Origin of the sequence: Terrabacter sp. NPDC080008, assembly GCF_040702505.1 — a bacterium.
Taxonomy (GTDB): Bacteria; Actinomycetota; Actinomycetes; order Actinomycetales; family Dermatophilaceae; genus Terrabacter.
Window position 1 is genome coordinate 156,123 of the sequence record NZ_JBFBLC010000005.1, and the last position, 21,173, is coordinate 177,295.

Here is a 21,173-nt window from a genome sequence, read left to right on the forward strand (position 1 = left end):
CCAACGGCCGGCACCCGCCGGACGTTGCCAGGAGGCCCACCCATGGAGCTATCGCTCAGGACGGAGGGCCGGGCACCACGCCACCCTCTGGTGGCCGCCCGGCACCTCGGGAGCGACTAGGCGCGCACCGCGCGCCGCGTAGGGAGTGGCACATGGCACGTACGACCCGTCAGGTCACGTCGGACCCCGCCAGCATCACCACCGAGCCGGCCGCGGCCTCCACACGCGCCACCGCACAGAGCACGACCCGCACCGCCACCCGCACGACGGCACGCGCCCGCGAGCCCGAGCACAAGACGTACGTCCTCGACACCTCGGTGCTCCTCTCCGACCCGCGGGCCATGCTCCGCTTCGCCGAGCACGAGGTCGTCCTCCCCGTCGTCGTCGTCACCGAGCTCGAGGGCAAGCGCCACCACCCGGAGCTCGGCTACTTCGCCCGGCAGGCGCTGCGCCTGCTCGACGACCTGCGGGTCAGCGCCGGCCGCCTCGACCAACCCGTCGCGGTGGGGGAGACGGGCGGGACGCTGCGCGTCGAGCTCAACCACACCGACCCCATGTCGCTGCCGGCCGGCTTCCGCCTCGGCGACAACGACACCCGGATCCTCGCCGTCGCCCGCAACCTCGCCAACGAGGGTGCCGACGTGACGATCGTGTCCAAGGACCTGCCGATGCGCGTCAAGGCCTCGGCGTGCGGGCTCGAAGCGGAGGAGTACCGCCACGAGCAGGGCGTCGACACCGGCTGGACCGGCCTGGCCGAGCTCGAGGTGACCTCCGACGAGCTCGACCAGCTCTACGACCGCGGCCGCATCGAGCACGCCGGCGCGGCCGAGCTGCCCTGCCACACCGGTCTCGTCCTGCTCTCGCCGCGGGGAAGCGGTCTGGGGCGGGTCGGGGCCGACAAGCAGGTCCGGCTCGTGCGCGGCGACCGCGACGCCTTCGGGCTGCACGGACGCAGCGCCGAGCAGCGCATCGCCCTCGACCTGCTGCTCGACCCCGACGTGGGCATCGTCAGCCTCGGCGGCCGCGCCGGCACCGGCAAGTCGGCGCTCGCCCTCTGCGCCGGGCTCGAGTCGGTCATGGAGCGTCGCATCCAGCGCAAGGTCCTCGTCTTCCGGCCGCTCTTCGCCGTCGGTGGCCAGGAGCTCGGCTACCTGCCCGGCACCGAGGCCGAGAAGATGAACCCGTGGGGCCAGGCGGTCTTCGACACGCTCAGCGCCCTCGTCTCCACGGAGGTCGTCGAGGAGGTCATGGACCGCGGCCTGCTCGAGGTGCTGCCGCTGACCCACATCCGCGGCCGGTCCCTGCACGACGCGTTCGTCATCGTCGACGAGGCGCAGTCGCTCGAGCGCAACGTCCTGCTCACCGTCCTGTCCCGCATCGGGCAGAACAGCAAGGTGGTGCTGACGCACGACGTCGCCCAGCGCGACAACCTCCGCGTCGGCCGGCACGACGGGGTGGCCGCCGTCATCGAGAAGCTCAAGGGGCACCCGCTCTTCGCGCACGTGACCCTGACCCGCAGCGAGCGCAGTCCCATTGCGGCGCTCGTCACCGACCTGCTCGAGGGCATCGAGATGTGACCCCCACAGCGGCCTGCCGGTGACGGCGGCGGTCCCCGGGCTACGGCCCGGGGACCGCCGCTTCCGTTACCGGGAGGTAGGCTCGCCGCGCCCTCCTGCGCACGCCGATTTGCCCCTTGCGTCATTGGATGGCACCGTGTGTCGCTGGGAGATCTCGGAACGGTAACGCTCGAATGGGGTGCGAGCGCGGCCGCGAGGGTCTCCCGTGACATGTCCGGCGTGGCCGGCTGTGGGCCACCGCCCGCGCCGGCGGCGCCGCGTACCCGAGACCCAGGAAGGCGTGAGCCCTGTTCATGGCACGCTATGAAGGCCGGCACCGCAGCGCACCGGCCCCCTCGACCGCCCCCCGCTCCGACCGTGCCACCCCCGCGGCTCGATCCGGCCGGGCACTCGGACAGGCCACCACGGGCGAGGCACTCTCCTCCAGGTCCACCTCCACGTCCAGGTCCACCTCCGGCGCCCGGCGCGGCAAGCCCGCACGCAAGCGGCACGTGGGACGCCCGCTCCTCGCCGGCGCCCTCGCGCTCGGCCTCGGAGCCTCCGGCTTCGCCTACGCCAAGGCGAACGACCTGATCGGCGCCGACACCGCGGCCTTCGTCGTGGGCAACGGCGTGGTCGCGCAGACCGACGAGCTCGCCCGCGCCTCCACGGTCGACACGACCTACCGCGCCGCAGCGTCCGTCTCGCGCAACGAGCGCCGAACGGCCATCGCGGCGACCGGCGTGAAGACCGCGAAGGAGCTTGAGGCCAAGCAGAAGCTGGCGGCCGCCCAGCAGGCCGAGCAGGCCCGCGTCGCCGCCGCCAAGGCGGCCCGCGACAAGGAACGCCAGAGCATCATCGACAACGTGAAGGCCGACCCGCAGTCCGCGGCCCGCATCCTGATGGCCGACCACGGCTGGTCGAGCGACGCGCAGTACAACTGCCTCGTCAACCTCTGGAACGGCGAGAGCGACTGGCGCTGGAGCGCCACCAACGCCAGCTCAGGCGCCTACGGCATCCCGCAGTCGCTGCCGGCGAGCAAGATGGCTCAGTTCGGCGCCGACTACCGCACCAACCCGCTGACCCAGATCAAGTGGGGCCTCTGGTACATCGAGATGTCCTACGGCAACCCGTGCAACGCCTGGTCCACGTGGCAGGCGCGCTCCCCGCACTGGTACTGACCGCACGAGACCCACGCCGTATGCCGTGGGGCGGGCTCCCGACGGAGCCCGCCCCACGGCATACGCGCTCTACGGCGTACGCACTCAGATCTTGCGCAGGCGCACCCGGCGCACCGCGTGGTTCTCGCCCTTGGAGAGCACCAGCGTCGCGCGTGAGCGCGTCGGCAGGATGTTCTCGACGAGGTTGGGCCCGTTGATCTCGCGCCAGATGCGGTTCGCGGTCGCGACGGCCTGCTCGTCCGAGAGGGCGGCGTAGCGGTGGAAGTACGAGTCGGGGTCGGAGAACGCCGTCTGGCGCAGCCGCAGGAAGCGCTCGACGTACCACTTGCGCACGTCGTCGACCCACGCGTCGACGTAGACGGAGAAGTCGAAGAAGTCGCTGACGGCCAGGCCCGTGCCGCGCACCGGGTGGTTCTCGGGGGCCTGCAGCACGTTGAGGCCCTCGACGATGAGCACGTCGGGCTGGCGCACGACGATGCGCTCGCCCGGGACGATGTCGTAGGACAGGTGCGAGTAGACGGGCGCCGTCACCTCCGCCCGACCCGACTTGATCTCCGCCACGAAGCGCAGCAGCGCCCGCCGGTCGTAGGACTCCGGGAAGCCCTTGCGGTGCAGCAGCCCCCGCCGCTCGAGCTCGGCGTTGGGGAAGAGGAAGCCGTCGGTCGTCACGAGGGCCACGCGGGGGGTGTCGGGCCAGCGGGCGAGCATCTCGCGCAGCACGCGCGCCGTCGTCGACTTGCCGACGGCCACCGAGCCGGCGACCCCGATGACGAAGGGGGTGCGGGCCGGACGCTCGCCGAGGAAGTCGCTCGTCACCTGGTGGAGCTGGCGGGTGGCGCCGACGTAGAAGTTGAGCAGGCGCGACAGCGGCAGGTAGACCTCCTCGACCTCACGCAGGTCCACCGGGTCGCCGAGGCCCCGCAGCCGCGCCAGGTCGGCGTCGTCGAGGTTGAGGGGGTGGTTCTCGCGCAACCGGGACCACGCGGCCCGGTCGAGCTCGATGTAGGGGGACGGGATCACGGTGCCGGTGCTGCCGTTGGTGACATCGACGCCGCTCCCGCCGGTTCCGGTGGATGGCTCCGACACGTGCGACATTGTTGCGGACGGCGTCGCCGTGCGTGGCGTTGCCCCCGCGCGCGTTCCCTTAGGCTGCTCTCCATGTGCGGAATCGTGGGATACGTCGGACGCTCGAGCGACGCGACGGCGCTGGACGTCGTCATGGAGGGCCTGGCCCGCCTCGAGTACCGAGGCTACGACTCGGCCGGTGTGGCGCTCCTCGATGGCGACCACGTCGAGACGCGCAAGAAGTCCGGCAAGCTCGCCAACCTCGTCGCCGAGCTCGAGGCCGACCCGCTGCCCCCGTCGACGACCGGCATCGGGCACACCCGCTGGGCCACGCACGGCGGCCCGACCGACCAGAACGCCCACCCGCACCGCGGTGGCAGGGACGGCAAGCTCGCCCTGATCCACAACGGCATCATCGAGAACTTCCACGCCCTCAAGAAGGGGCTGCTCGAGGACGGCGTCGAGTTCACGAGCGAGACCGACACCGAGGTCGTCGCGCACCTGCTGGCGGCCGCCTACGAGCGCGAGCAGGATCTGACCGCCGCGATGCAGGCCGTCGTGGCCGACCTCGAGGGCGCCTTCACCCTGCTCGCGATCCACGCCGACCAGCCCGGCGTCGTGGTCGGCGCCCGCCGCAACAGCCCCCTCGTCGTGGGCCTCGGCGAGGATGCCAACTATCTCGGCTCCGACGTCGCCGCCTTCATCGGCCACACCCGCCACGCCCTCGAGCTGGCCCAGGACCAGATCGTCACGATCACCCCCGACGGTGCCACCGTCGTCAACTTCGACGGCACGCCGGCCGAGGGCAAGGCGTACGACGTGACGTGGGACGCCGCGGCCGCCGAGAAGGGTGGCTACGCCACCTTCATGGAGAAGGAGATCCACGACCAGCCGCACGCCGTCGCCGACACGCTGCTCGGGCGCACCGACGCCGAGGGCCGGCTCGTCCTCGACGAGATGAGCATCTCGGAGGAGCAGCTCAAGGCGGTCGACCGCATCACGATCGTCGCCTGCGGCACCGCGGCATACGCCGGCATGGTGGCCAAGTACGCCATCGAGCACTGGACGCGCATCCCCGTCGAGGTCGCCCTCGCGCACGAGTTCCGCTACTGCGACCCCATCGTCGACGAGCGCACCCTGGTCGTCTCCATCAGCCAGTCAGGCGAGACGATGGACACCCTCATGGCCGTCAAGCACGCCCGTGACCTCGGCGCCGTCACGGTGTCCGTGTGCAACACGCACGGCTCGACGATCCCGCGCGAGTCCGACGCCGTGCTCTACACGCACGCGGGCCCCGAGATCGCCGTCGCCTCGACCAAGGCCTTCCTCGCCCAGATCACCGCGTGCTACGTCCTCGGCCTCTACCTCGCGCAGCTGCGCGGCGGGTCGTACGCCGACGACGCGCAGTCGGTCATGAAGGAGCTGGCGCAGGTGCCGGCCAAGATCGAGACGCTGCTCGGCCGGATGGACCGGGTCAAGGAGATCGCCGGCTTCATGGCCGACACCCGCGCGGTGCTCTTCCTCGGCCGGCACGTCGGCTACCCGATCGCGCTCGAGGGTGCGCTCAAGCTCAAGGAGCTCGCCTACATCCACGCCGAGGGCTTCGCGGCCGGCGAGCTCAAGCACGGCCCCATCGCGCTCATCGAGCCGGGCCAGCCGGTCTTCGTCGTCGTCCCCTCGCCCACGAGCGAGCACGGCCTGCACGGCAAGGTCGTCTCCAACATCCAGGAGATCCGGGCCCGCGGCGCCCGCACCCTCGTCATCGCCGAGGAGGGCGACGAGGCGGTCGAGCCGTTCGCCGACGAGGTGATCCGGGTCCCCGCGACCTCGCCGCTGCTCGCACCGCTGCTCACGGTAGTTCCGCTCCAGGTCTTCGCGCTGTGGCTGTCCACGGCCAAGGGCCTCGACGTCGACCAGCCGCGCAACCTCGCCAAGTCGGTCACGGTCGAGTGACGTGATCGTCGGGGTCGGGATCGACGTCGTCGACATCGCGCGCTTCGAGGGGACGCTCGAGCGCACGCCCGCGCTGCGCCAGCGGCTCTTCACGCCCGAGGAACAGGACCTCGGCATCGCGTCGCTGGCCGCGCGGTTCGCCGCCAAGGAGGCGCTCGCCAAGGCACTCGGAGCGCCGGTCGGGCTGCACTGGACCGATGCCCGCGTCGTGACGAACGACGAAGGGCGACCGTTCCTCGAGATCGGCGGCACGGTCCAGGCCCGCGCCAACGACCTCGGCGTCGACTCGCTGCACCTGTCCCTGTCCCACGACGCCGGAGTGGCGTCGGCCGTCGTCATCGCGGAGGGCTGATGATCCGGGCACATTCCGTCCAGGCCGTACGCACCGCGGAGGCCGCTGCCATGGCGCGGCTGCCCGAGGGTGAGCTGATGGCGCGGGCCGCGCACGGGCTCGCCGAGGTGGCCGCCGCCCGGCTCACCGACGTCGAGGGCGCCACCGTGGTCGGCCTCGTCGGCGCCGGCGACAACGGCGGCGACACGCTGTATGCCCTCGCCGCACTCGCCGAGTCGGGCTACGCCGCCGCCGTGGTGCTGGTTCCCTCGGCCGGCCGCTCGGGCGTCCACGCCGCCGGACTGCAGGCCGCCGAGTCGGCCGGAGCCGTCGTGCACGTGACTGCCGACGATCCCGACGATGCGGCCGAGGCCGTGGCCGGTGCCGACCTCGTGCTCGACGGCATCGTCGGCATCGGTGGTCGGCCGGGCCTGCGGCCGGAGGCGGCCCGGCTCGTCGACGCGATCGACGACGACGCCTGGGTGATCGCCGTGGACCTCGCGAGCGGTCTCGACCCGGCCGGGGAGTCGGGCGAGGAAGACGCCGTCTGGGCCGACGAGACCGTCACCTTCGGCACGCCGAAGCCGGTGCACCTGCTGCCCGCCGGAGAGGCGGCGACGGGCCGGCTGACCGTGGTCGACATCGGCATCGAGGTCGACGACGTCCCGGCCGCGGTCGAGCGGCTGACGTGGGACGACGTCACGGACCTGTGGCCCGTTCCCGGTCGGGGCGACGACAAGTACTCCCGCGGCGTGCTCGGCGTCGTCGCCGGCAGCGAGGCCTACCCCGGAGCGGCCGTGCTCTGCACGACGGCGGCTGCCGAGGCCGGCATCGGCATGATCCGCTACGTCGGCACGCCGACCCCGGTCGGACTCGTCCACCAGGCCGTGCCGGAGGCGGTCGTGGGGGAGGGGCGCGTGCAGGCGTGGGTCGTCGGGCCCGGGCTCGACACGGAGGCCGACACCGACGAGGCCCGCACCCAGCTGGACTCGGCCCGTTCTGCGCTGGCGAGCGAGCAGCCGGTCGTCGTCGACGCCGGCGGGCTGGCGCTCGTCGAGGGACGGCGCGAGGCCCCCACCGTGCTGACTCCCCACGCCGGCGAGCTGGCCCGGCTCCTCACCCGGCTCGAGCAGTCGACGAGCGGGACCGATGACGCAGATTCAGCTCGACCCGGCGCCGGCTCACGCTCACCCGACCCGGCAACCTCCGTCAACGGTCCCGCCGAGACCACCACGGACGACGTCAAGGCAGACCCGCTGGGGCACGCCCGGCGCCTGGCCGCGCGGACCGGCGCCACGGTGCTGCTCAAGGGCGCCACGACGCTCGTCGTCACCGACGGCCACCCCGTACGCTCGCAGGCCGACGCGCCGCCCTGGCTCGCCACCGCCGGGGCCGGCGACGTGCTCTCCGGTGTCATCGGTGCCCTCCTCGCCTCCGGTCTCCCACCCCACGACGCCGCCTCTCTCGGCGCCCTCGTCCACGGGGTGTCTGCCGACCGGGTCTCCGGCGGGGGCCCGCTGCGGGCGCTCGCGGTCGCACACGGCATACGCCCCACTGTGCGCGACCTGCTGGCCCGCGGGCGGTCCGCCCCGAGCTGAGCCGGCGCACGGCCCACCGGCCGAGCCCCGTTCCCGGACCACCCCGATGAACTGCGAGACTGCACGCATGAGCCAGATCGACGTCCCCGACGCCGGCCCGGTGGCCGCACCCACGAGCGCGGCGGCCACGATCCAGGGCGAGCTGCCCACCCGAGGCCTGACCGTGTGGGCCGAGATCGACCTCGGCGCGCTCGAGCACAACGTGCGCACGCTGCGCGCGCTCGCCCCCTCGTCCGAGTTCATGGCGGTCGTCAAGGCCGACGCGTATGGCCACGGGCTGCTTCCGGTGGCCCGCGCGGCCATTCGCGGCGGGGCCACCTGGCTGGGCACGGCCCAGTTCGCCGAGGCCTTCGCGCTGCGCGACGCCGGCATCACGACCCGCCTGCTGACCTGGCTCAGCGTGCCCGGGGCCGACTTCGCCGGGGCCGTCGCCCGCGACATCGACCTGTCCGCGTCGGCGCCGTGGGTCCTCGACGAGATCGCCACGGCCGCTGCGACCGCCGGCCGGACCGCCCGGGTGCACCTCAAGGCCGACACGGGGCTCGGCCGCGGCGGCGCCTACGGCGCGGGCTGGTCGGCACTGGTCCAGCACGCCCGACAGCTCGAGGCAGGCGGCGCCATCCGCGTCGTCGGCGCCTGGACCCACTTCGCCTTCGCCGACGCGCCCGAGCACCCGACCGTGCTGGCGCAGCAGGACCGGTTCTTCGAGGCCGTCGCCGAGGCGGAGCAAGCCGGGCTGCGCCTCGAGGTGCGGCACCTGGCCAACTCCGCCGCCACCCTCGTGCACCCCTCGGCGCACGCGGACATCGTGCGCCCGGGCATCGCCATGTACGGCCTGACCCCGGTGCCGCAGGTCGACGACGACTTCGGCCTGCGCCCCGTCATGACCCTGCGGGCCCGGCTGGCGCTCGTCAAGGCGCTGCCGGCGGGCCAGGGCATCAGCTACGGCCACGCCTACACCCCGCAGGTCGACACGGTGGTGGGGCTCGTCCCCGCGGGCTACGCCGACGGTGTGCCCCGCAACGCCAGCAACGTCGGCCCGGTGCTCGCCGACGGGCGCCGCACGACCATCGCCGGGCGGGTGTGCATGGACCAGTTCGTCCTCGACCTCGGACCCGGCTCGCGGGCCCGTGCCGGGGACGTCGTGACGCTCTTCGGTGGAGCCCCCGGTGAGCCCACGGCGCAGGAGTGGGCCGACGCCACCGACACCATCAGCTACGAGATCGTGACCCGGCTCGGCGCACGCGTGCCGCGGCTCTACCTCGGAGAGCCGGAGGGCAGCGCGTGAGCCCGCGTCGCAACCCGGTCCTCGGCATCGCCGCGGCCTCGTTGGGCGTCGCGGCCGGTGTCGCCGCCGGCATCGCGGCCGACCGAGCGGGCAAGCACCGCGCGGCGATGGAGGCCCTGGAGACACCGGAGCTGCTCGACATCACTCCGGACGAGGAGCACGTCGTCCTGACCGACGACGGCGTCACGCTGCACGCAGAGGTCGACCTGCCGGACCCCGAGACCGCGCGCGTCGCGGCCCGGGGCGCCACCCGGCACGGCCGTGCGGAAGAGCTGCCGACCGTCGTGCTGACGCACGGCTACTGCCTGAGCCTGCGCTGCTGGGTCTACCAGCGGCGGGCGCTCAAGGCTGCCGGCTATCGCGTCGTCAGCTGGGACCAGCGCGGCCACGGACGCTCCGGCCGCGGCGACCGGGAGAGCTACACGATCGAGCGTCTCGGCGAGGACCTGCACCAGGTCCTGACCGAGCTGGTGCCTGACGGGGACATCGTGCTCGTCGGCCACTCGATGGGCGGCATGACCATGCTGGCCCTCGGGGAGCAGCAGCGTGAGCTCGTCGAGAAGCGGGTCGTCGGGGCAGGGTTCATCGCCACCAGCGCCGGTGGGCTCATGCTCGCCAACGGCGGCCGCATGGCGACCTTCGGCCGCCTCCTGCTCGAGCGCCTCGGCCCCGGCGTGCTCGCGTCGCTGGCCTCGCGCCCCGAGCTCTTCAGCCGCATGCGTCGGGTCACCCGTGACCTCGAGCACTTCATGGTCGAGCAGAACTCGTTCGCCTCACCGGTGCCGCGATCGGTCGTGCGCTACACCGCCGACATGCTGCTCGGCACCCCGCTCGACGTCGTCAACGACTACCTGCGGACCTTCGACGGCTTCGACAAGCGGCCGGCTCTGTCGGAGTTCCGGCACGCGGTCGTCCTCGTCTTCAACGGCCGCGAGGACATCCTCACCCCGCCGGCGCACAGCGAGCTCATCGTCGAGGGCATCCCCGGCGCGGAGCACATCGTCGTCAACGACGCCGGCCACGTCATCATGCTCGAGCACCCGGACCTGCTCGACGCCCACCTCGTCCAGCTCGTCGACCAGTCCGCCCGGGCCCGGGCGGAGCAGGTCGACGTCGCGAAGCAGCCGCGGGTGCGCCGGATCGTCACCGACGTGGCCAAGAACCGCCGCCTCAAGCGCCTCGAGAAGGAGGCGGCCGAGCTCGCACGGTCGCGCCGTGGCCGCACGATCCGTCCGAGGCCGGCGCGGCCCAAGGGGGCGTGACCGTGGAACGCGAGGTCCGGTGGGCCACCGCCGACGACACCCAGGACTTCGGCCGCCGGCTCGGCGCCCTGCTGCGCGGTGGTGACGTCCTCGTGCTCACGGGCGACCTCGGCGCCGGCAAGACCACGCTGACGCAGGGCATCGCCGAGGGTCTCGGCGTGCGCGGCCCGATCACCTCGCCGACCTTCGTCATCGCGCGGGTGCACCCCTCGCTCGTCGGCGGCCCGGCACTCGTGCACGTCGACGCCTACCGCCTCGGCTCGGCCCTCGAGCTCGACGACCTCGACCTCGACGCCGACCTCGACCAGAGCGTCACGGTCGTCGAGTGGGGCGCCGGACTCGCCGAGCAGCTGAGCGACTCGCGCCTCGAGCTGAGCATCGTCGGCGACGACGTGCGCACCGCCCGGCTGGTCGGGGTGGGCGACCGCTGGAGCGGCGTCCTCGACGCCGTCGCGCCGGTCCACTGACGCGGCAGCCCCTCCCGGTTGGGAACCCGGCCCGCCGGGGGACTCGACGTGACGTCGGGCGCCGAGGGGTACGGCATACGGCACCCTCGGGTTCGGGTAGCCGGCGGCCGCTCGGATAGCCTGACCGTCGTGCTCCTGCTCGCGATCGACACCTCCACGACCGCCATCACCGTCGCCCTGCACGACGGCACGTCGGTCGTGGCCGAGGACACCACCCTCGACGCGCGGGCGCACGCCGAGCACCTCGCTCCCGGCATCAGCAGGGCGCTGGGGCAGGTCGGTGCCGAGCCGGGCGACGTCACCGACGTCGTGGTCGGCATCGGCCCCGGCCCGTTCACCGGGCTGCGCGTCGGCATCGTGAGCGCCCGCACCTTCGCCTTCGCGCTCGGCGTGCCCGTCCGCGGCCTGACCAGCCTCGACGCCATCGCGCACGAGGCGTGGCTCGGCGGTCACCGCGGCGACCTGCTCGTCGCGACCGACGCCCGCCGCAAGGAGGTGTATGCCGCGGCGTACGTCCTCGACGACGCGCGGGCCCAGCGCAGCCAGGACCCTGTGGTGGCCCGAGCCGCCGAGCTCGACGAGCAGCTCCGGGCCCTGCCGACCGCGGGCCGAGGGCCCCTCCTCTACCCGGACGCCCTGCCGCATGCGCTCGCGCCGCTCGACGTCAGCGGGGGAGCGCTCGCCGACCTCGCGGTGCGCCGGCTCGTCGAGCCCCCGTGTGCGGCGGACGGCGAGCTGCAGCAGGTCGACCCGGCACACGGCTTCGACGGCCTGGAGCCGCTCTACCTGCGCCGGCCCGACGTCTCGCCGGCGCCGGCCGCGGCGAAGTCGACCCTCGGATGACGGTCGTGGAGCCGGACGTGCACGCCGTCGAGCAGGTGACGCTGCGCGACCTCGAGTGGACCGACCTGGCCCACCTCGCCGAGCTCGAGCAGCACCTCTTCGCCTCCGATGCCTGGTCGGAGCAGACGTGGTGGGCCGAGCTCGCCGGCCGCCCCCGACGCGACTACGTCGTGGCGACGGCCACCGACGGAGCCATCGCCGGGTATGCCGGCCTCGACGTCGCCGGCGACGTGGCCGACGTCATGACCGTCGCCGTCGCACCCACGCACCAGGGCAACGGGGTCGGGAGGGTGCTCCTCGCGGAGCTCGTCCGGCGCGCCACCGAGCGGAGGGCCGAGGCGGTGCTGCTCGAGGTGCGCGCCGACAACCACGCCGCCCGCCGCCTCTACGAGCGGGCCGGCTTCGAGGTCATCTCGGTCCGCCGCCGCTACTACCAACCCGGGGACGTGGACGCGCTCGTGATGCGTCTGCTCCTCACGAAGGGAGACGCATGAGCGACGAGCCCCTCGTCCTCGGCATCGAGACCTCCTGCGACGAGACCGGCGTCGGCATCGTCCGCGGGCAGACCCTGCTCGTCGACACCGTGGCCAGCAGCGTCGACGAGCACGCCCGCTTCGGCGGGGTCGTCCCCGAGGTCGCGAGCCGCGCGCACCTCGAGGCCATGGTCCCGACCATCGAACGCGCCTGCCGTGACGCCGGCGTGGCGCTGCGCGACCTCGACGCCATCTCGGTGACCTCCGGTCCCGGCCTCGCCGGCGCACTGCTCGTCGGCGTCGCGTCCGCCAAGGCGCTCGCGCTGGCCCTCGGCAAGCCGATCTACGGCGTCAACCACCTCGCCTCGCACGTGGCCGTCGACATCGTCGAGCACGGCCCGCTGCCCGAGCCCACCATGGCGATGCTCGTCTCGGGCGGCCACTCGTCCCTGCTGCTCGTGCCCGACGTCACCAACGACGTCCGCTCGCTCGGCTCCACCATGGACGACGCGGCCGGCGAGGCGTTCGACAAGGTCGCCCGCGTCCTCGGCCTGCCGTTCCCGGGCGGCCCGCACGTGGACCGCGCTGCGCGAGAGGGCAACCGGGTCGCCATCGACTTCCCCCGCGGCCTGACGACCGGCCGCGACATGGAGCGGCACCGCTTCGACTTCTCCTTCTCGGGCCTCAAGACCGCCGTCGCCCGGTGGGTCGAGACCCGGCAGCGGGCCGGCGAGAACGTCCCCGTCGCCGACGTCGCCGCCAGCTTCCAGGAGGCCGTCGTCGACGTCCTCACCCGCAAGGCCCTTCTCGCCTGCAAGGAGAACGACGTCGAGCACCTGCTCATCGGCGGCGGTGTCGCCGCCAACTCCCGCCTGCGCGCGCTCGCTCAGGAGCGGTGCGACAAGGCTGGCGTGACGCTGCGTGTGCCGCGACCCGGGCTGTGCACCGACAACGGGGCGATGGTCGCGGCGTTGGGGGCGCAGATGGTGGCGAAGGGGCGCGAGCCGAGCGACCTCGGGCTGCCGACGGACTCGTCGATGCCGGTGACTCTCGTTCAGGCGTAGGTTCAAGCCCGCCGGGCTGCTTTCGTCGGGCGCCCAACCGCCCTCGCGGCGTGGAGCGTCAGCCGGCGTCCCAGCGCACCGCTCACTCGCGTACGCCGCTTGCCGGCTGCCGATGCCGCTCGGGCGCCCGCGCGCCCTCCTTCACCCTCACGCCCACCCTCGTCCTGGCTGCTCTGGGCCCGGCCGCGCGCGGTCTGCAGCCCCCGTGGGGCGTCGCATCACGTCCTGGGAGGTTGCGGCTTCGGTGGGGGAGGCGGCGGTTCCGCGGGCGGAGTCGGTCGTTCCTGGTACAGCGGGTCAGGGGCAGTGGGCGAGGCCCAATCTCAGCTTGAGGTCGACGACCCGGGTGGTGGCGGCTTCGACCTGCTTGGCGAAGGCGGGGTTGGATCGGGCTTTCTGGGTGATGGCGTCGTGCATGGCGGGGACGGTGTCGGGGCGGGCGGTCAGGGTGATGTCGCCGCCGGCCTCGATGAAGCGGGTGGCGCGCTCGCCGACCGGAGCGGCGGAGACGGACTTCGCGGCGCCCACGTCGTCGGTGATGACGACACCGTCGTAGGAGAGCTGGTCGCGCAGGAGGTCGGAGACGATGCGCTTGGAGAAGACGGCGTTGGTGCCGGGGTCGATCCGGCTGTAGATGGCCGAGCCGACCATGACCATCTCCACCCCGTCCTGGATGCCGGTGCGGAAGGGCTCGAGGTAGGGGTCGTCGGCTGTCGTCGTGCCGTCGGTGATCCCACGAGCCGTCACGTCGGTGTTGCCGGTGATCCGACCGATGCCGGGGAAGTGCTTGACCGTGGCGGCCATCCCGCCGGCGCGCATGCCGGCGAGGAAGGCGCCGACCATCGCGGACACCCGCTGGGGGTCGCTCGAGTACTGCCGGTCGTACTGCCCGATCGGCCCGTTGGCGCGACCGATCGAGGTGGGCACCGTGTCGGCGACGGGCGCGAGGTTGACGTTGATGCCGGCCTGGCGCAGCTCGGTGGCCCAGCGCGTCGCCTGGGAGGTCAGCGTCGCGGGGGAGTCCTGGTCCTGCACGCGGGCGGACGGCATACGGCTGAAGCCCTGCCCCCGCAGCTGCTGCACGGCCCCACCCTCCTGGTCCGCGGCGAGGAGCAGCCCGAGCCCGGCGGTGTCGGCCTCGGAGGCGAGGCCGGCGAGGTGGCGCGTCGTGGCGCGCACCGAGTCGACGCCGCCGGTCCAGCCGCCGAGGAGGATGACGCCGCCGAGGTGACGGCGGGCCACGAGCGCGTCAAGGCTGGTGCGGCTCGTGTCGCTGCCGAGGCCCACCATGAGCAGCTGCCCGGCGCGCTCGCTCGGGCTCATGCGGGCGACGATCGTCGGGGCGCAGGAGGCCGGCGCGGCCGGCGTGCTCGGTGACGGCGAGGCGCTGGGGGAGGCGCCGCTCGACGTGACGGAGCCCGTCGGGGTGGGGGAGGAGGCGCTTGGGGTCTCGGGGCTCGTGGGCATCTGGGTGCTCGAAAGTTGTGGAGTCGACGCGGTCGGAGCGGCGCTCGGTGTGGGGCTGGAGCTGCAGGCTGCGGCCAGAGAGGTCGCCGCGGCGACCAGGACGGCCACGCTGAAGGTGGGGGTGCGGTCGCGTCGGCGGTGGCTCTGGCGCATCGATCGAGCGTATCCCGCGAAGCCGCCGCTCTCCGCGTGCCACCCGGGAGTTCGGGCCGGTACGTTGCCCCGGTGACGACACCACCGATCCCGGTCGTGCTCGACGTCGACACCGGAGTCGACGACGCGTGCGCCATCCTGCTCGCTTCCCTGCACCCCGGGCTCGACTTCCGCGCGGTCTCGTGCGTCGGCGGCAACGCGTCGGTCGACGATGTCGTGCGCAACACCCTGCTGGTCCTCGAGACCGCTGGGCGGTCCGACGTGCCGGTCGCGCGCGGAGCCGAGCGGCCGCTGCTCGAGGCGCCGGTGGACGCGCGGCACGTGCACGGCGATGACGGGATGGCCGACCTCGGGTGGGGGCCTGCGGCCCTCTCCGCCGACCGGCGACATGCGGTCGAGCTGTTGAGGGACGTATGCCGCGAGGCCGCCGAGTCCGAGCGTCCCGTGACGCTCGTGCCCCTTGCACCCCTGACGAACATCGCCCTCCTGCTGCGCACGTATCCCGATGCCGCGCAGGGCATCTCGGAGATCGTGTTCATGGGGGGTGCCGCCGACGTCGGCAACGCGACCGCCTCGGCGGAGTTCAACGTCTTCCACGACCCGGAGGCGGCCGCCGTGACGCTGGACGCGGCGGCCGACCTCGGGATCCCCGTGACGATGTACGGCCTCGACGTCTTCTACGAGCCGGTCGTGGGTGCTGACGTGGTCGCCGAGCTGCTCGCGGTCGGCGGGCGAGGCCCGGCGGAGCTCGGCGGCCGGTTGCTCTCCTTCCAGAACGAGCGCTTTGGCCGGGACGCCTCCACCATCGGGGACGCGGGCGCGGTGTGCGCGGTCATCGACCGGGCCGGTCTGAGGACCCAGACCCTTCCGCTGCGCGTCGAGCTCGCCGGCTCGTGGTCGCGCGGGCGCACCATCGTCGACCGTCGCGACTGGAGCGGCGACATGGCCCACGACCCGCACGGTGAGGCACCCGTCCGCATCGAGGTGGCGCTCGAGGTCGACGGCCCGCGCTACGCCGCGCTCTGGGCCGACACCCTGCTCGGCCGCGTGGGGGCGCGCTGATGGGCCGCGTCGTGGTGCTCGGCTCCCTCAACGTCGACGTCGTCACCCTGGTGGAGCGCCACCCGCTGCCGGGCGAGACGCTGCTCGGCGAGCCGGGCGGGACGTATGCCGGCGGCAAGGGCGGCAACCAGGCGCTCGCGGCGCGCCGGGCCGGTGCCGACGTCGTCATGGTCGGGTCGGTCGGGACGGACGAGGCCGGCGACGCCTACCTGGCCCGGCTCCGTGATGCGGGTGTGGAGACCGCCGTGACGCGCGTCCCCGGTGCCCCGACCGGGACGGCGTACATCACGGTGGACGAGGCGGGCGAGAACACGATCGTCGTCGTGCCCGGCGCCAATGAGTCGGTCGAGGACGCGTCGCTGAAGGTCGTCGGGCTGGGGCCCGGCGACGTGCTGCTCTGCTCGCTGGAGATCCCGCTCGACGTCGTCGCCCGTGCCGTGCTCGCGGCCGACAGGGCGGGGGCGCGCGTCGTGCTCAACATGGCGCCGTACTCCCGGCTGCTGGCGGACGCCGTCGCGGTCTGCGACCCGGTCGTGGTCAACGAGTCGGAGATGCGGCAGCTCGCTGACTCGGGCCTCATGCCCGCTTCGCTGCTCGTGACCTTCGGAGCAGCGGGCGCGCGGTGGGGGATCGAGTCCGTCGACGGCATACCGGTGGCCAAGCGCGACCTCGGCGACACGGTCGGCGCCGGGGACGCGTTCTGCGGTGCCCTCGCAGCGGCGCTCGCCAACGGGGCCGACGACCGGTCGGCGCTCGTGGCGGCCAACGCTGCCGGTGCGGCTGCCGTGCGCTGGGTCGGCGCCCAGCCCGATGCCCGGCTCTGAAGGACGTGTACCTTGCACGTTACGTAACTTGAGGGTTACGCTCGAATGGTGACCGGAACCTGGGAGGCGCTGACCGACCCGACGCGGCGCGCGATCGTCGAGCGCCTGGCTCGGCGGGAGCTGACGGCCGGCGAGGTCGCGGCGCTCTTCGACGTGTCGCGGCCGGGCATCTCGCGCCACCTCCGGGTGCTGCGCGAGGCCGGGGTGGTCGAGGCCGAGGCCCGCGGGCAGCAGCGGATCTACCGGGTCGTCCCGGAGGCGCTGGACGAGGTCGAGCAGTGGTGCCGCGACGTGCGCAGCTTCTGGGCGCAGCGCCTCGACGCCCTGGACACCGAGATCGCCCGTGGACGACGGGCCCGAGGGAAGGACAGTGATGACTGAGCTGACCGAGGTGCTGGGCCGGGTGGAGCGCGCGGGCGATCAGGTGGCCGTCGTCTTCGACCGCCACTACGCCACGTCGCCGGAGGACCTCTGGGAGGCCTGCACCGACCCCGACCGTCTCGCCCGCTGGTTCGCCCCCGTCTCCGGCGACCTGCGCGAGGGAGGCGACTTCACCATCCACTTCGACGCCAGTGACACCCCGCAGTGCCGCGTCCGCACCTGCTCGCCACCCAAGCGCCTCGTCTGGGAGTGGCCGGTCGGTGACGCCGCAACCCTCGTCTCCGCCGAGATCACCCCCGACGCCGACGGAGCCAGACTCGTGCTGCGCCACGAGCGCCTCACACCACCGCAGGCTGCCGGCTACGCCGCCGGCTGGGACACCTACGTCCGCCGCCTCGAGGCCGACCTGTCCGGAGTCCCGCTGCCCGACTGGGACCAGACGTGGACCGCCCTGCACGCACGCTATGCCGCAACGTCCTGAGACTCTGCCCGCAACGGGAGAGCGCCGAGGCGTCCGTCCTTGGGAGCGGCATCGGCGGCGGGCAAGGTGGGCTGGAAGGTCACGTCGCCCGTGAACCGCCCGCCGACGCTCCACGCCGCGAGCGGCGACGGGCGCCGCGGTCGCAGCGGCGCGGGAGCAATCGGGTCAGGCGGGGCTCACGACGAGCGCGACCTGGCTGCCGCCGATGCGAGTGAGCACGAGGGTGGCCTCGGAGCCGCCCTTGCCGCGTCCGGTCATCTTCAGCTGCCGCCTCAGCACATCCGCGTCGAGCGTGACGCCGCGCTTCTTGATGGTGACGCGGTCGTGTCCCTGGTCGCGCAGCCAGCGCGCGAGCCGCTTCGTCGACAGTGGCATGGCCTCGAGGACCCGGAACCGACGCGCCCACGGCACCTCGCCGGCGCGGTCGCTGGTCACGTAGCCCACGCCGGAGGCGAGCTCGGCGCCGTCGACCGCCGAGACCAACGCACCCGTGAGGCCTGCCCGGATCACGGCGCGGTCCGGCTCGTAGAGCCACTCGCCGACCTCCGCCACCGACCCGAGTGCCGGCTCGAGCGCGCCGTCGCCGGCGTCGCCCTCCGTGACGACCCACGTCGACGACTCGGTGCACACGGCGGCCGTGCGGCCGGAGGTCGCCGCGAGCGGCCCCCACCAGACGGCGCACTCGAGCACCTCGCCGTGCCAGGAGGTCCACTGCGCCTCCGCGCCCCGGGGCACCGACCCGTGCGCGAAGGCGGGGGAGAGCTTCGCGCCGGTCGCCGGCACCTGGTCCGCGAAGGCGAGCACCCGGGACCACGAGGGCGAGATCGCATCGAGGGAGAAGACGCGCTTGGTGCGGCCGCGGGCATCGGTGACACCGCTGACCCGGCGGGCGGGGTCGAGCCACACCCCGACGGTGCGGGCGGCGGCACCCCGGGGGAGGCGTACGTCCTCGGCGAGCGCGTGACGGACGTGGGCGGTGGGCCAGTGGCGCAGGTTCACGGCGGCGATGCGGGCCGTCGCGTCGTCCGCGTCGACGGCCTGCACGGCCAGGTCGAGCCGGGCGAAGGCCATCGCGTCGGCGCCCAGCCCGCACCCGAGGTCGTGGACCTCACGGACGCCGGCGGCGGCATACCGGTGGGCGTGGCGGGCGGCGATCGCCAGGCGCGTCGACTGCTCCAGCCCGTCGGGCGTGAAGAGCATGCCGGCGGCGAAGTCACCGAACTTGTCGACGGCCCGGGCGCGCAGCCGGGACTGCGTCATCGCGGCCGCGACGAGGTCGGCGTCGAAGCCCGCGTCGCGCAGCCGGCCCTGCAGCGAGAGGGACGCGGCCTCGTCATAGGGAGGCAGCGACTGGAGCAGCGCCCAGCCCTCACCGGCGGCAAGGCGGTCGACCATCGCGGCGTCCATGGCGCCATCCTGCCAGCGCCGCCACGAGTGTTGGCACTCGACTTGACCGAGTGCTAATCGCCTACCTAGATTTGCCGTGTTGGCACTCTCGAGCCGAAAGTGCCAGCGCCCTCCTCGAGGGAGGTCGACCCCCGCGACGGCGGCCAGCCTCGAAGAGCCCACAGTCCGTCGTCAGTTTTCCGACTGTCCCGAAGGGAAGGTCACCACCGTGTCGGTTTCCATCAAGCCGCTCGAAGACCGCATCGTCGTCAAGTCCCTCGAGGCCGAGCAGACCACTGCCTCGGGCCTCGTCATCCCGGACACGGCCAAGGAGAAGCCCCAGGAGGGCGAGGTCGTCGCCGTGGGCCCCGGCCGCTTCAGCGACAACGGCACCGAGCGCGTCCCGCTCGACGTCAAGGTCGGCGACAAGGTCATCTTCAGCAAGTACGGCGGCACCGAGGTCAAGCACGGCGGTGAGGAGTTCCTGATCCTCTCCGCGCGCGACGTCCTCGCGATCGTCGGCTGACCCAGCCGTATGCCGTGACCGCACCCCGGTGAGCCCCGCTGGGGTCTCCCCGGGGTGCGTCTCGTTTCCCCCAAGCACCGCAACCCAAGCAACCCGAGCCAAAGGAACACCATGGCCAAGCAGCTGGAGTTCGACGACTCCGCCCGCAAGTCGCTCGAGCGCGGCGTCGACGCGCTCGCCAACGCCGTCAAGGTGACGCTCGGCCCGAAGGGCCGCAACGTCGTCATCGACAAGAAGTGGGGCGCTCCCACGATCACCAACGACGGTGTCACCATCGCCCGCGAGATCGAGCTCGAGGACCCCTACGAGAACCTCGGCGCGCAGCTCGCCAAGGAGGTCGCGACCAAGACCAACGACGTCGCCGGTGACGGCACGACGACCGCGACCGTCCTCGCCCAGGCCATGGTCAAGGAGGGCCTGCGCAACGTCGCCGCGGGTGCCGCCCCGGCCGCCCTCAAGCGCGGCATGGACAAGGCCGTCACCGCGGTCAACGACCGCCTGCTCGAGAACGCCCGCGAGGTCGACGGCAAGGACGAGGTCGCCTCGGTCGCGACCCTCTCCGCCCAGGACGCCACCCTCGGCGGCCTCATCGGCGAGGCCTTCGACAAGGTCGGCAAGGACGGCGTCATCACGGTCGAGGAGTCCTCGACGACCGCCACCGAGCTCGAGTTCACCGAGGGCATGCAGTTCGACAAGGGCTACCTCTCGGCCTACTTCGTCACCGACACCGAGCGCATGGAGACCGTCCTCGAGGACGCCTACGTGCTCATCAACCAGGGCAAGATCTCCTCGGTCGCCGAGGTGCTCCCGGTCCTCGAGAAGGTCGTGCAGTCCGGCAAGCCGCTGCTCATCATCGCCGAGGACGTCGACGGCGAGGCCCTCTCGACGCTCGTCGTCAACAAGATCCGTGGCACGTTCAACGTTGCCGCCGTCAAGGCCCCCGGCTTCGGCGACCGCCGCAAGGCCATGCTCCAGGACATCGCCATCCTCACCGGTGGCCAGGTCATCGCTCCCGAGGTCGGGCTCAGCCTCGACCAGGCCGACCTGACCGTCCTCGGCCAGGCCCGCCGCGTCGTCCTGACCAAGGACAACACGACGATCATCGACGGTGCCGGCGAGGAGGGCGAGGTCTCCGGCCGCGTCCACCAGATCAAGGCCGAGATCGAGCGCACCGACTCCGACTGGGACCGCGAGAAGCTCCAGGAGCGCCTCGCCAAGCTCGCCGGTGGCGTCTGCGTCATCAAGGTCGGCGCACACACCGAGGTGGAGCTCAAGGAGAAGAAGCACCGCATCGAGGACGCGATCTCCGCGACGCGTGCCGCGATCGAGGAGGGCATCGTCGCCGGTGGCGGCACCGCCCTCATCCACGCGGCCACCGCCATCGACGCCCTCGAGCTCTCGGGTGACGAGGCGACCGGTGCGGCCATCGTCCGCAAGGCCGTCGCCGAGCCGCTGCGCTGGATCGCCGAGAACGCCGGCCTGCAGGGCTACGTCGTCACCTCGAAGGTCGCCGAGCTCGAGCTGGGCCAGGGCCTCAACGCCGCGACCGGCGAGTACGGCGACCTCATCGGCGCCGGTGTCATCGACCCGGTCAAGGTGACCCGCTCGGCCCTGCGCAACGCCGAGTCGATCGCCTCGATGATCCTGACGACCGACACGCTCGTCGTCGACAAGCCGGAGGAGGAGGTCGAGGCCGGTGGCCACGGCCACGGGCACGGTCACTGACCTGCCCAGCTCCGTCCTGGCGTCAGACGCCTGAGGCACGACGAGGGCCGCTCCCCAATGCGGGGAGCGGCCCTCGTTCGTCCTGCC

At 73.0% G+C, this 21,173-nt stretch carries 21 protein-coding genes; 18 read left to right on the top strand and 3 right to left on the bottom strand.

Annotated features, from left to right (window positions below; translation table 11 throughout):
• Positions 1-152 precede the first annotated feature (152 nt).
• Entirely contained in the window at positions 153-1,577 is a 1,425-nt protein-coding gene (locus AB0316_RS15325; RefSeq protein WP_366273899.1) for a PhoH family protein, read from the top strand.
• 491 nt (positions 1,578-2,068) lie between these two features.
• Positions 2,069-2,737, top strand: coding sequence for a hypothetical protein (locus AB0316_RS15330; protein ID WP_366273900.1), 669 nt, complete (start codon positions 2,069-2,071; stop codon positions 2,735-2,737).
• A gap of 84 nt (positions 2,738-2,821) precedes the next feature.
• Here the strand turns inward: AB0316_RS15330 and coaA are convergent, their stop codons facing one another.
• Positions 2,822-3,832, bottom strand: coding sequence for a type I pantothenate kinase (gene coaA / locus AB0316_RS15335; RefSeq protein WP_366273901.1), 1,011 nt, complete (start codon positions 3,830-3,832; stop codon positions 2,822-2,824).
• A gap of 63 nt (positions 3,833-3,895) precedes the next feature.
• Here coaA and glmS point away from each other — a divergent pair, with 63 nt between their 5' ends.
• The 9 genes from glmS (at position 3,896) to tsaD (ending at position 13,081) form a co-directional block, all read left to right on the top strand.
• Positions 3,896-5,755, top strand: coding sequence for a glutamine--fructose-6-phosphate transaminase (isomerizing) (gene glmS, locus AB0316_RS15340; RefSeq protein WP_366273902.1), 1,860 nt, complete (start codon positions 3,896-3,898; stop codon positions 5,753-5,755).
• 1 nt (position 5,756) lies between these two features.
• Entirely contained in the window at positions 5,757-6,107 is a 351-nt protein-coding gene (locus AB0316_RS15345) for a holo-ACP synthase (RefSeq protein ID WP_366273903.1), read from the top strand.
• On the top strand, positions 6,107-7,684 hold the full coding sequence (locus AB0316_RS15350) for an NAD(P)H-hydrate dehydratase (RefSeq protein ID WP_366273904.1): 1,578 nt from the start codon (positions 6,107-6,109) through the stop codon (positions 7,682-7,684). Before AB0316_RS15345 ends, AB0316_RS15350 begins: the two co-directional genes overlap by 1 nt.
• A 67-nt stretch (positions 7,685-7,751) precedes the next feature.
• Positions 7,752-8,972, top strand: a complete 1,221-nt coding sequence (gene alr / locus AB0316_RS15355; RefSeq protein ID WP_366273905.1) for an alanine racemase — start codon at positions 7,752-7,754, stop codon at positions 8,970-8,972.
• The gene (locus AB0316_RS15360) at positions 8,969-10,234 is read left to right on the top strand and encodes an alpha/beta hydrolase (RefSeq protein WP_366273906.1); all 1,266 of its coding nucleotides are present in this window, start codon (positions 8,969-8,971) and stop codon (positions 10,232-10,234) included. Before alr ends, AB0316_RS15360 begins: the two co-directional genes overlap by 4 nt.
• 2 nt (positions 10,235-10,236) lie before the next feature.
• Complete coding sequence (tsaE, locus tag AB0316_RS15365) at positions 10,237-10,701, top strand: tRNA (adenosine(37)-N6)-threonylcarbamoyltransferase complex ATPase subunit type 1 TsaE (protein ID WP_366273907.1); 465 nt, start codon at positions 10,237-10,239, stop codon at positions 10,699-10,701.
• Between the two features lie 129 nt (positions 10,702-10,830).
• On the top strand, positions 10,831-11,544 hold the full coding sequence (gene tsaB, locus AB0316_RS15370; RefSeq protein ID WP_366273908.1) for a tRNA (adenosine(37)-N6)-threonylcarbamoyltransferase complex dimerization subunit type 1 TsaB: 714 nt from the start codon (positions 10,831-10,833) through the stop codon (positions 11,542-11,544).
• On the top strand, positions 11,541-12,038 hold the full coding sequence (gene rimI, locus AB0316_RS15375; protein ID WP_366273909.1) for a ribosomal protein S18-alanine N-acetyltransferase: 498 nt from the start codon (positions 11,541-11,543) through the stop codon (positions 12,036-12,038). Before tsaB ends, rimI begins: the two co-directional genes overlap by 4 nt.
• On the top strand, positions 12,035-13,081 hold the full coding sequence (tsaD, locus tag AB0316_RS15380; protein WP_366273910.1) for a tRNA (adenosine(37)-N6)-threonylcarbamoyltransferase complex transferase subunit TsaD: 1,047 nt from the start codon (positions 12,035-12,037) through the stop codon (positions 13,079-13,081). The genes rimI and tsaD overlap by 4 nt, the downstream gene beginning before the upstream one ends.
• Positions 13,082-13,378: 297 nt before the next feature.
• On the opposite strand, the gene AB0316_RS15385 is transcribed toward tsaD, so the two are convergent.
• Entirely contained in the window at positions 13,379-14,404 is a 1,026-nt protein-coding gene (locus AB0316_RS15385) for a glycoside hydrolase family 3 N-terminal domain-containing protein (protein ID WP_366273911.1), read from the bottom strand.
• On the opposite strand from AB0316_RS15385, the gene AB0316_RS15390 reads away from it, so the two are divergent.
• Genes AB0316_RS15390 through AB0316_RS15410 form a run of 5 tightly spaced genes read left to right on the top strand, consistent with a single transcriptional unit; the run spans position 14,403 to position 17,449 of the window.
• The gene (locus AB0316_RS15390) at positions 14,403-14,777 is read left to right on the top strand and encodes a hypothetical protein (protein WP_366273912.1); all 375 of its coding nucleotides are present in this window, start codon (positions 14,403-14,405) and stop codon (positions 14,775-14,777) included. The genes AB0316_RS15385 and AB0316_RS15390 overlap by 2 nt on opposite strands.
• Positions 14,774-15,763, top strand: a complete 990-nt coding sequence (locus AB0316_RS15395; RefSeq protein WP_366273913.1) for a nucleoside hydrolase — start codon at positions 14,774-14,776, stop codon at positions 15,761-15,763. The genes AB0316_RS15390 and AB0316_RS15395 overlap by 4 nt, the downstream gene beginning before the upstream one ends.
• Positions 15,763-16,587, top strand: coding sequence for a PfkB family carbohydrate kinase (locus AB0316_RS15400; protein WP_366273914.1), 825 nt, complete (start codon positions 15,763-15,765; stop codon positions 16,585-16,587). The genes AB0316_RS15395 and AB0316_RS15400 overlap by 1 nt, the downstream gene beginning before the upstream one ends.
• Before the next feature lie 48 nt (positions 16,588-16,635).
• Positions 16,636-16,968, top strand: coding sequence for a metalloregulator ArsR/SmtB family transcription factor (locus AB0316_RS15405; protein ID WP_366273915.1), 333 nt, complete (start codon positions 16,636-16,638; stop codon positions 16,966-16,968).
• On the top strand, positions 16,961-17,449 hold the full coding sequence (locus AB0316_RS15410; protein ID WP_366273916.1) for an SRPBCC family protein: 489 nt from the start codon (positions 16,961-16,963) through the stop codon (positions 17,447-17,449). The genes AB0316_RS15405 and AB0316_RS15410 overlap by 8 nt, the downstream gene beginning before the upstream one ends.
• A gap of 165 nt (positions 17,450-17,614) precedes the next feature.
• Here AB0316_RS15410 and AB0316_RS15415 read toward each other — a convergent pair whose 3' ends face one another.
• Positions 17,615-18,856: a class I SAM-dependent methyltransferase gene (locus AB0316_RS15415; protein ID WP_366273917.1), complete on the bottom strand. Its 1,242-nt coding sequence runs from the start codon at positions 18,854-18,856 to the stop codon at positions 17,615-17,617.
• A gap of 208 nt (positions 18,857-19,064) precedes the next feature.
• Between AB0316_RS15415 and groES the strand changes: the two genes are divergently transcribed.
• Both groES and groL read left to right on the top strand, forming a co-directional pair.
• The gene (gene groES / locus AB0316_RS15420) at positions 19,065-19,361 is read left to right on the top strand and encodes a co-chaperone GroES (RefSeq protein WP_142183099.1); all 297 of its coding nucleotides are present in this window, start codon (positions 19,065-19,067) and stop codon (positions 19,359-19,361) included.
• Between the two features lie 111 nt (positions 19,362-19,472).
• Complete coding sequence (groL, locus tag AB0316_RS15425) at positions 19,473-21,086, top strand: chaperonin GroEL (RefSeq protein WP_366273918.1); 1,614 nt, start codon at positions 19,473-19,475, stop codon at positions 21,084-21,086.
• Positions 21,087-21,173 lie beyond the last annotated feature (87 nt).

What these genes read in the sequence shown, in the direction of transcription:
- AB0316_RS15390 (WP_366273912.1), top strand. Translation starts at nt 14,403, where the DNA reads ATGCGGGCGACGATCGTCGGGGCGCAGGAGGCCGGCGCGGCCGGCGTG.
- groL (WP_366273918.1), top strand. Translation starts at nt 19,473, where the DNA reads ATGGCCAAGCAGCTGGAGTTCGACGACTCCGCCCGCAAGTCGCTCGAG.
- tsaD (WP_366273910.1), top strand. Translation starts at nt 12,035, where the DNA reads ATGAGCGACGAGCCCCTCGTCCTCGGCATCGAGACCTCCTGCGACGAG.
- alr (WP_366273905.1), top strand. Translation starts at nt 7,752, where the DNA reads ATGAGCCAGATCGACGTCCCCGACGCCGGCCCGGTGGCCGCACCCACG.
- coaA (WP_366273901.1), bottom strand. Translation starts at nt 3,832, where the DNA reads ATGTCGCACGTGTCGGAGCCATCCACCGGAACCGGCGGGAGCGGCGTC.
- AB0316_RS15325 (WP_366273899.1), top strand. Translation starts at nt 153, where the DNA reads ATGGCACGTACGACCCGTCAGGTCACGTCGGACCCCGCCAGCATCACC.
- AB0316_RS15410 (WP_366273916.1), top strand. Translation starts at nt 16,961, where the DNA reads ATGACTGAGCTGACCGAGGTGCTGGGCCGGGTGGAGCGCGCGGGCGAT.
- AB0316_RS15415 (WP_366273917.1), bottom strand. Translation starts at nt 18,856, where the DNA reads ATGGACGCCGCGATGGTCGACCGCCTTGCCGCCGGTGAGGGCTGGGCG.
- glmS (WP_366273902.1), top strand. Translation starts at nt 3,896, where the DNA reads ATGTGCGGAATCGTGGGATACGTCGGACGCTCGAGCGACGCGACGGCG.
- AB0316_RS15385 (WP_366273911.1), bottom strand. Translation starts at nt 14,404, where the DNA reads ATGAGCCCGAGCGAGCGCGCCGGGCAGCTGCTCATGGTGGGCCTCGGC.
- AB0316_RS15350 (WP_366273904.1), top strand. Translation starts at nt 6,107, where the DNA reads ATGATCCGGGCACATTCCGTCCAGGCCGTACGCACCGCGGAGGCCGCT.
- AB0316_RS15400 (WP_366273914.1), top strand. Translation starts at nt 15,763, where the DNA reads ATGGGCCGCGTCGTGGTGCTCGGCTCCCTCAACGTCGACGTCGTCACC.
- rimI (WP_366273909.1), top strand. Translation starts at nt 11,541, where the DNA reads ATGACGGTCGTGGAGCCGGACGTGCACGCCGTCGAGCAGGTGACGCTG.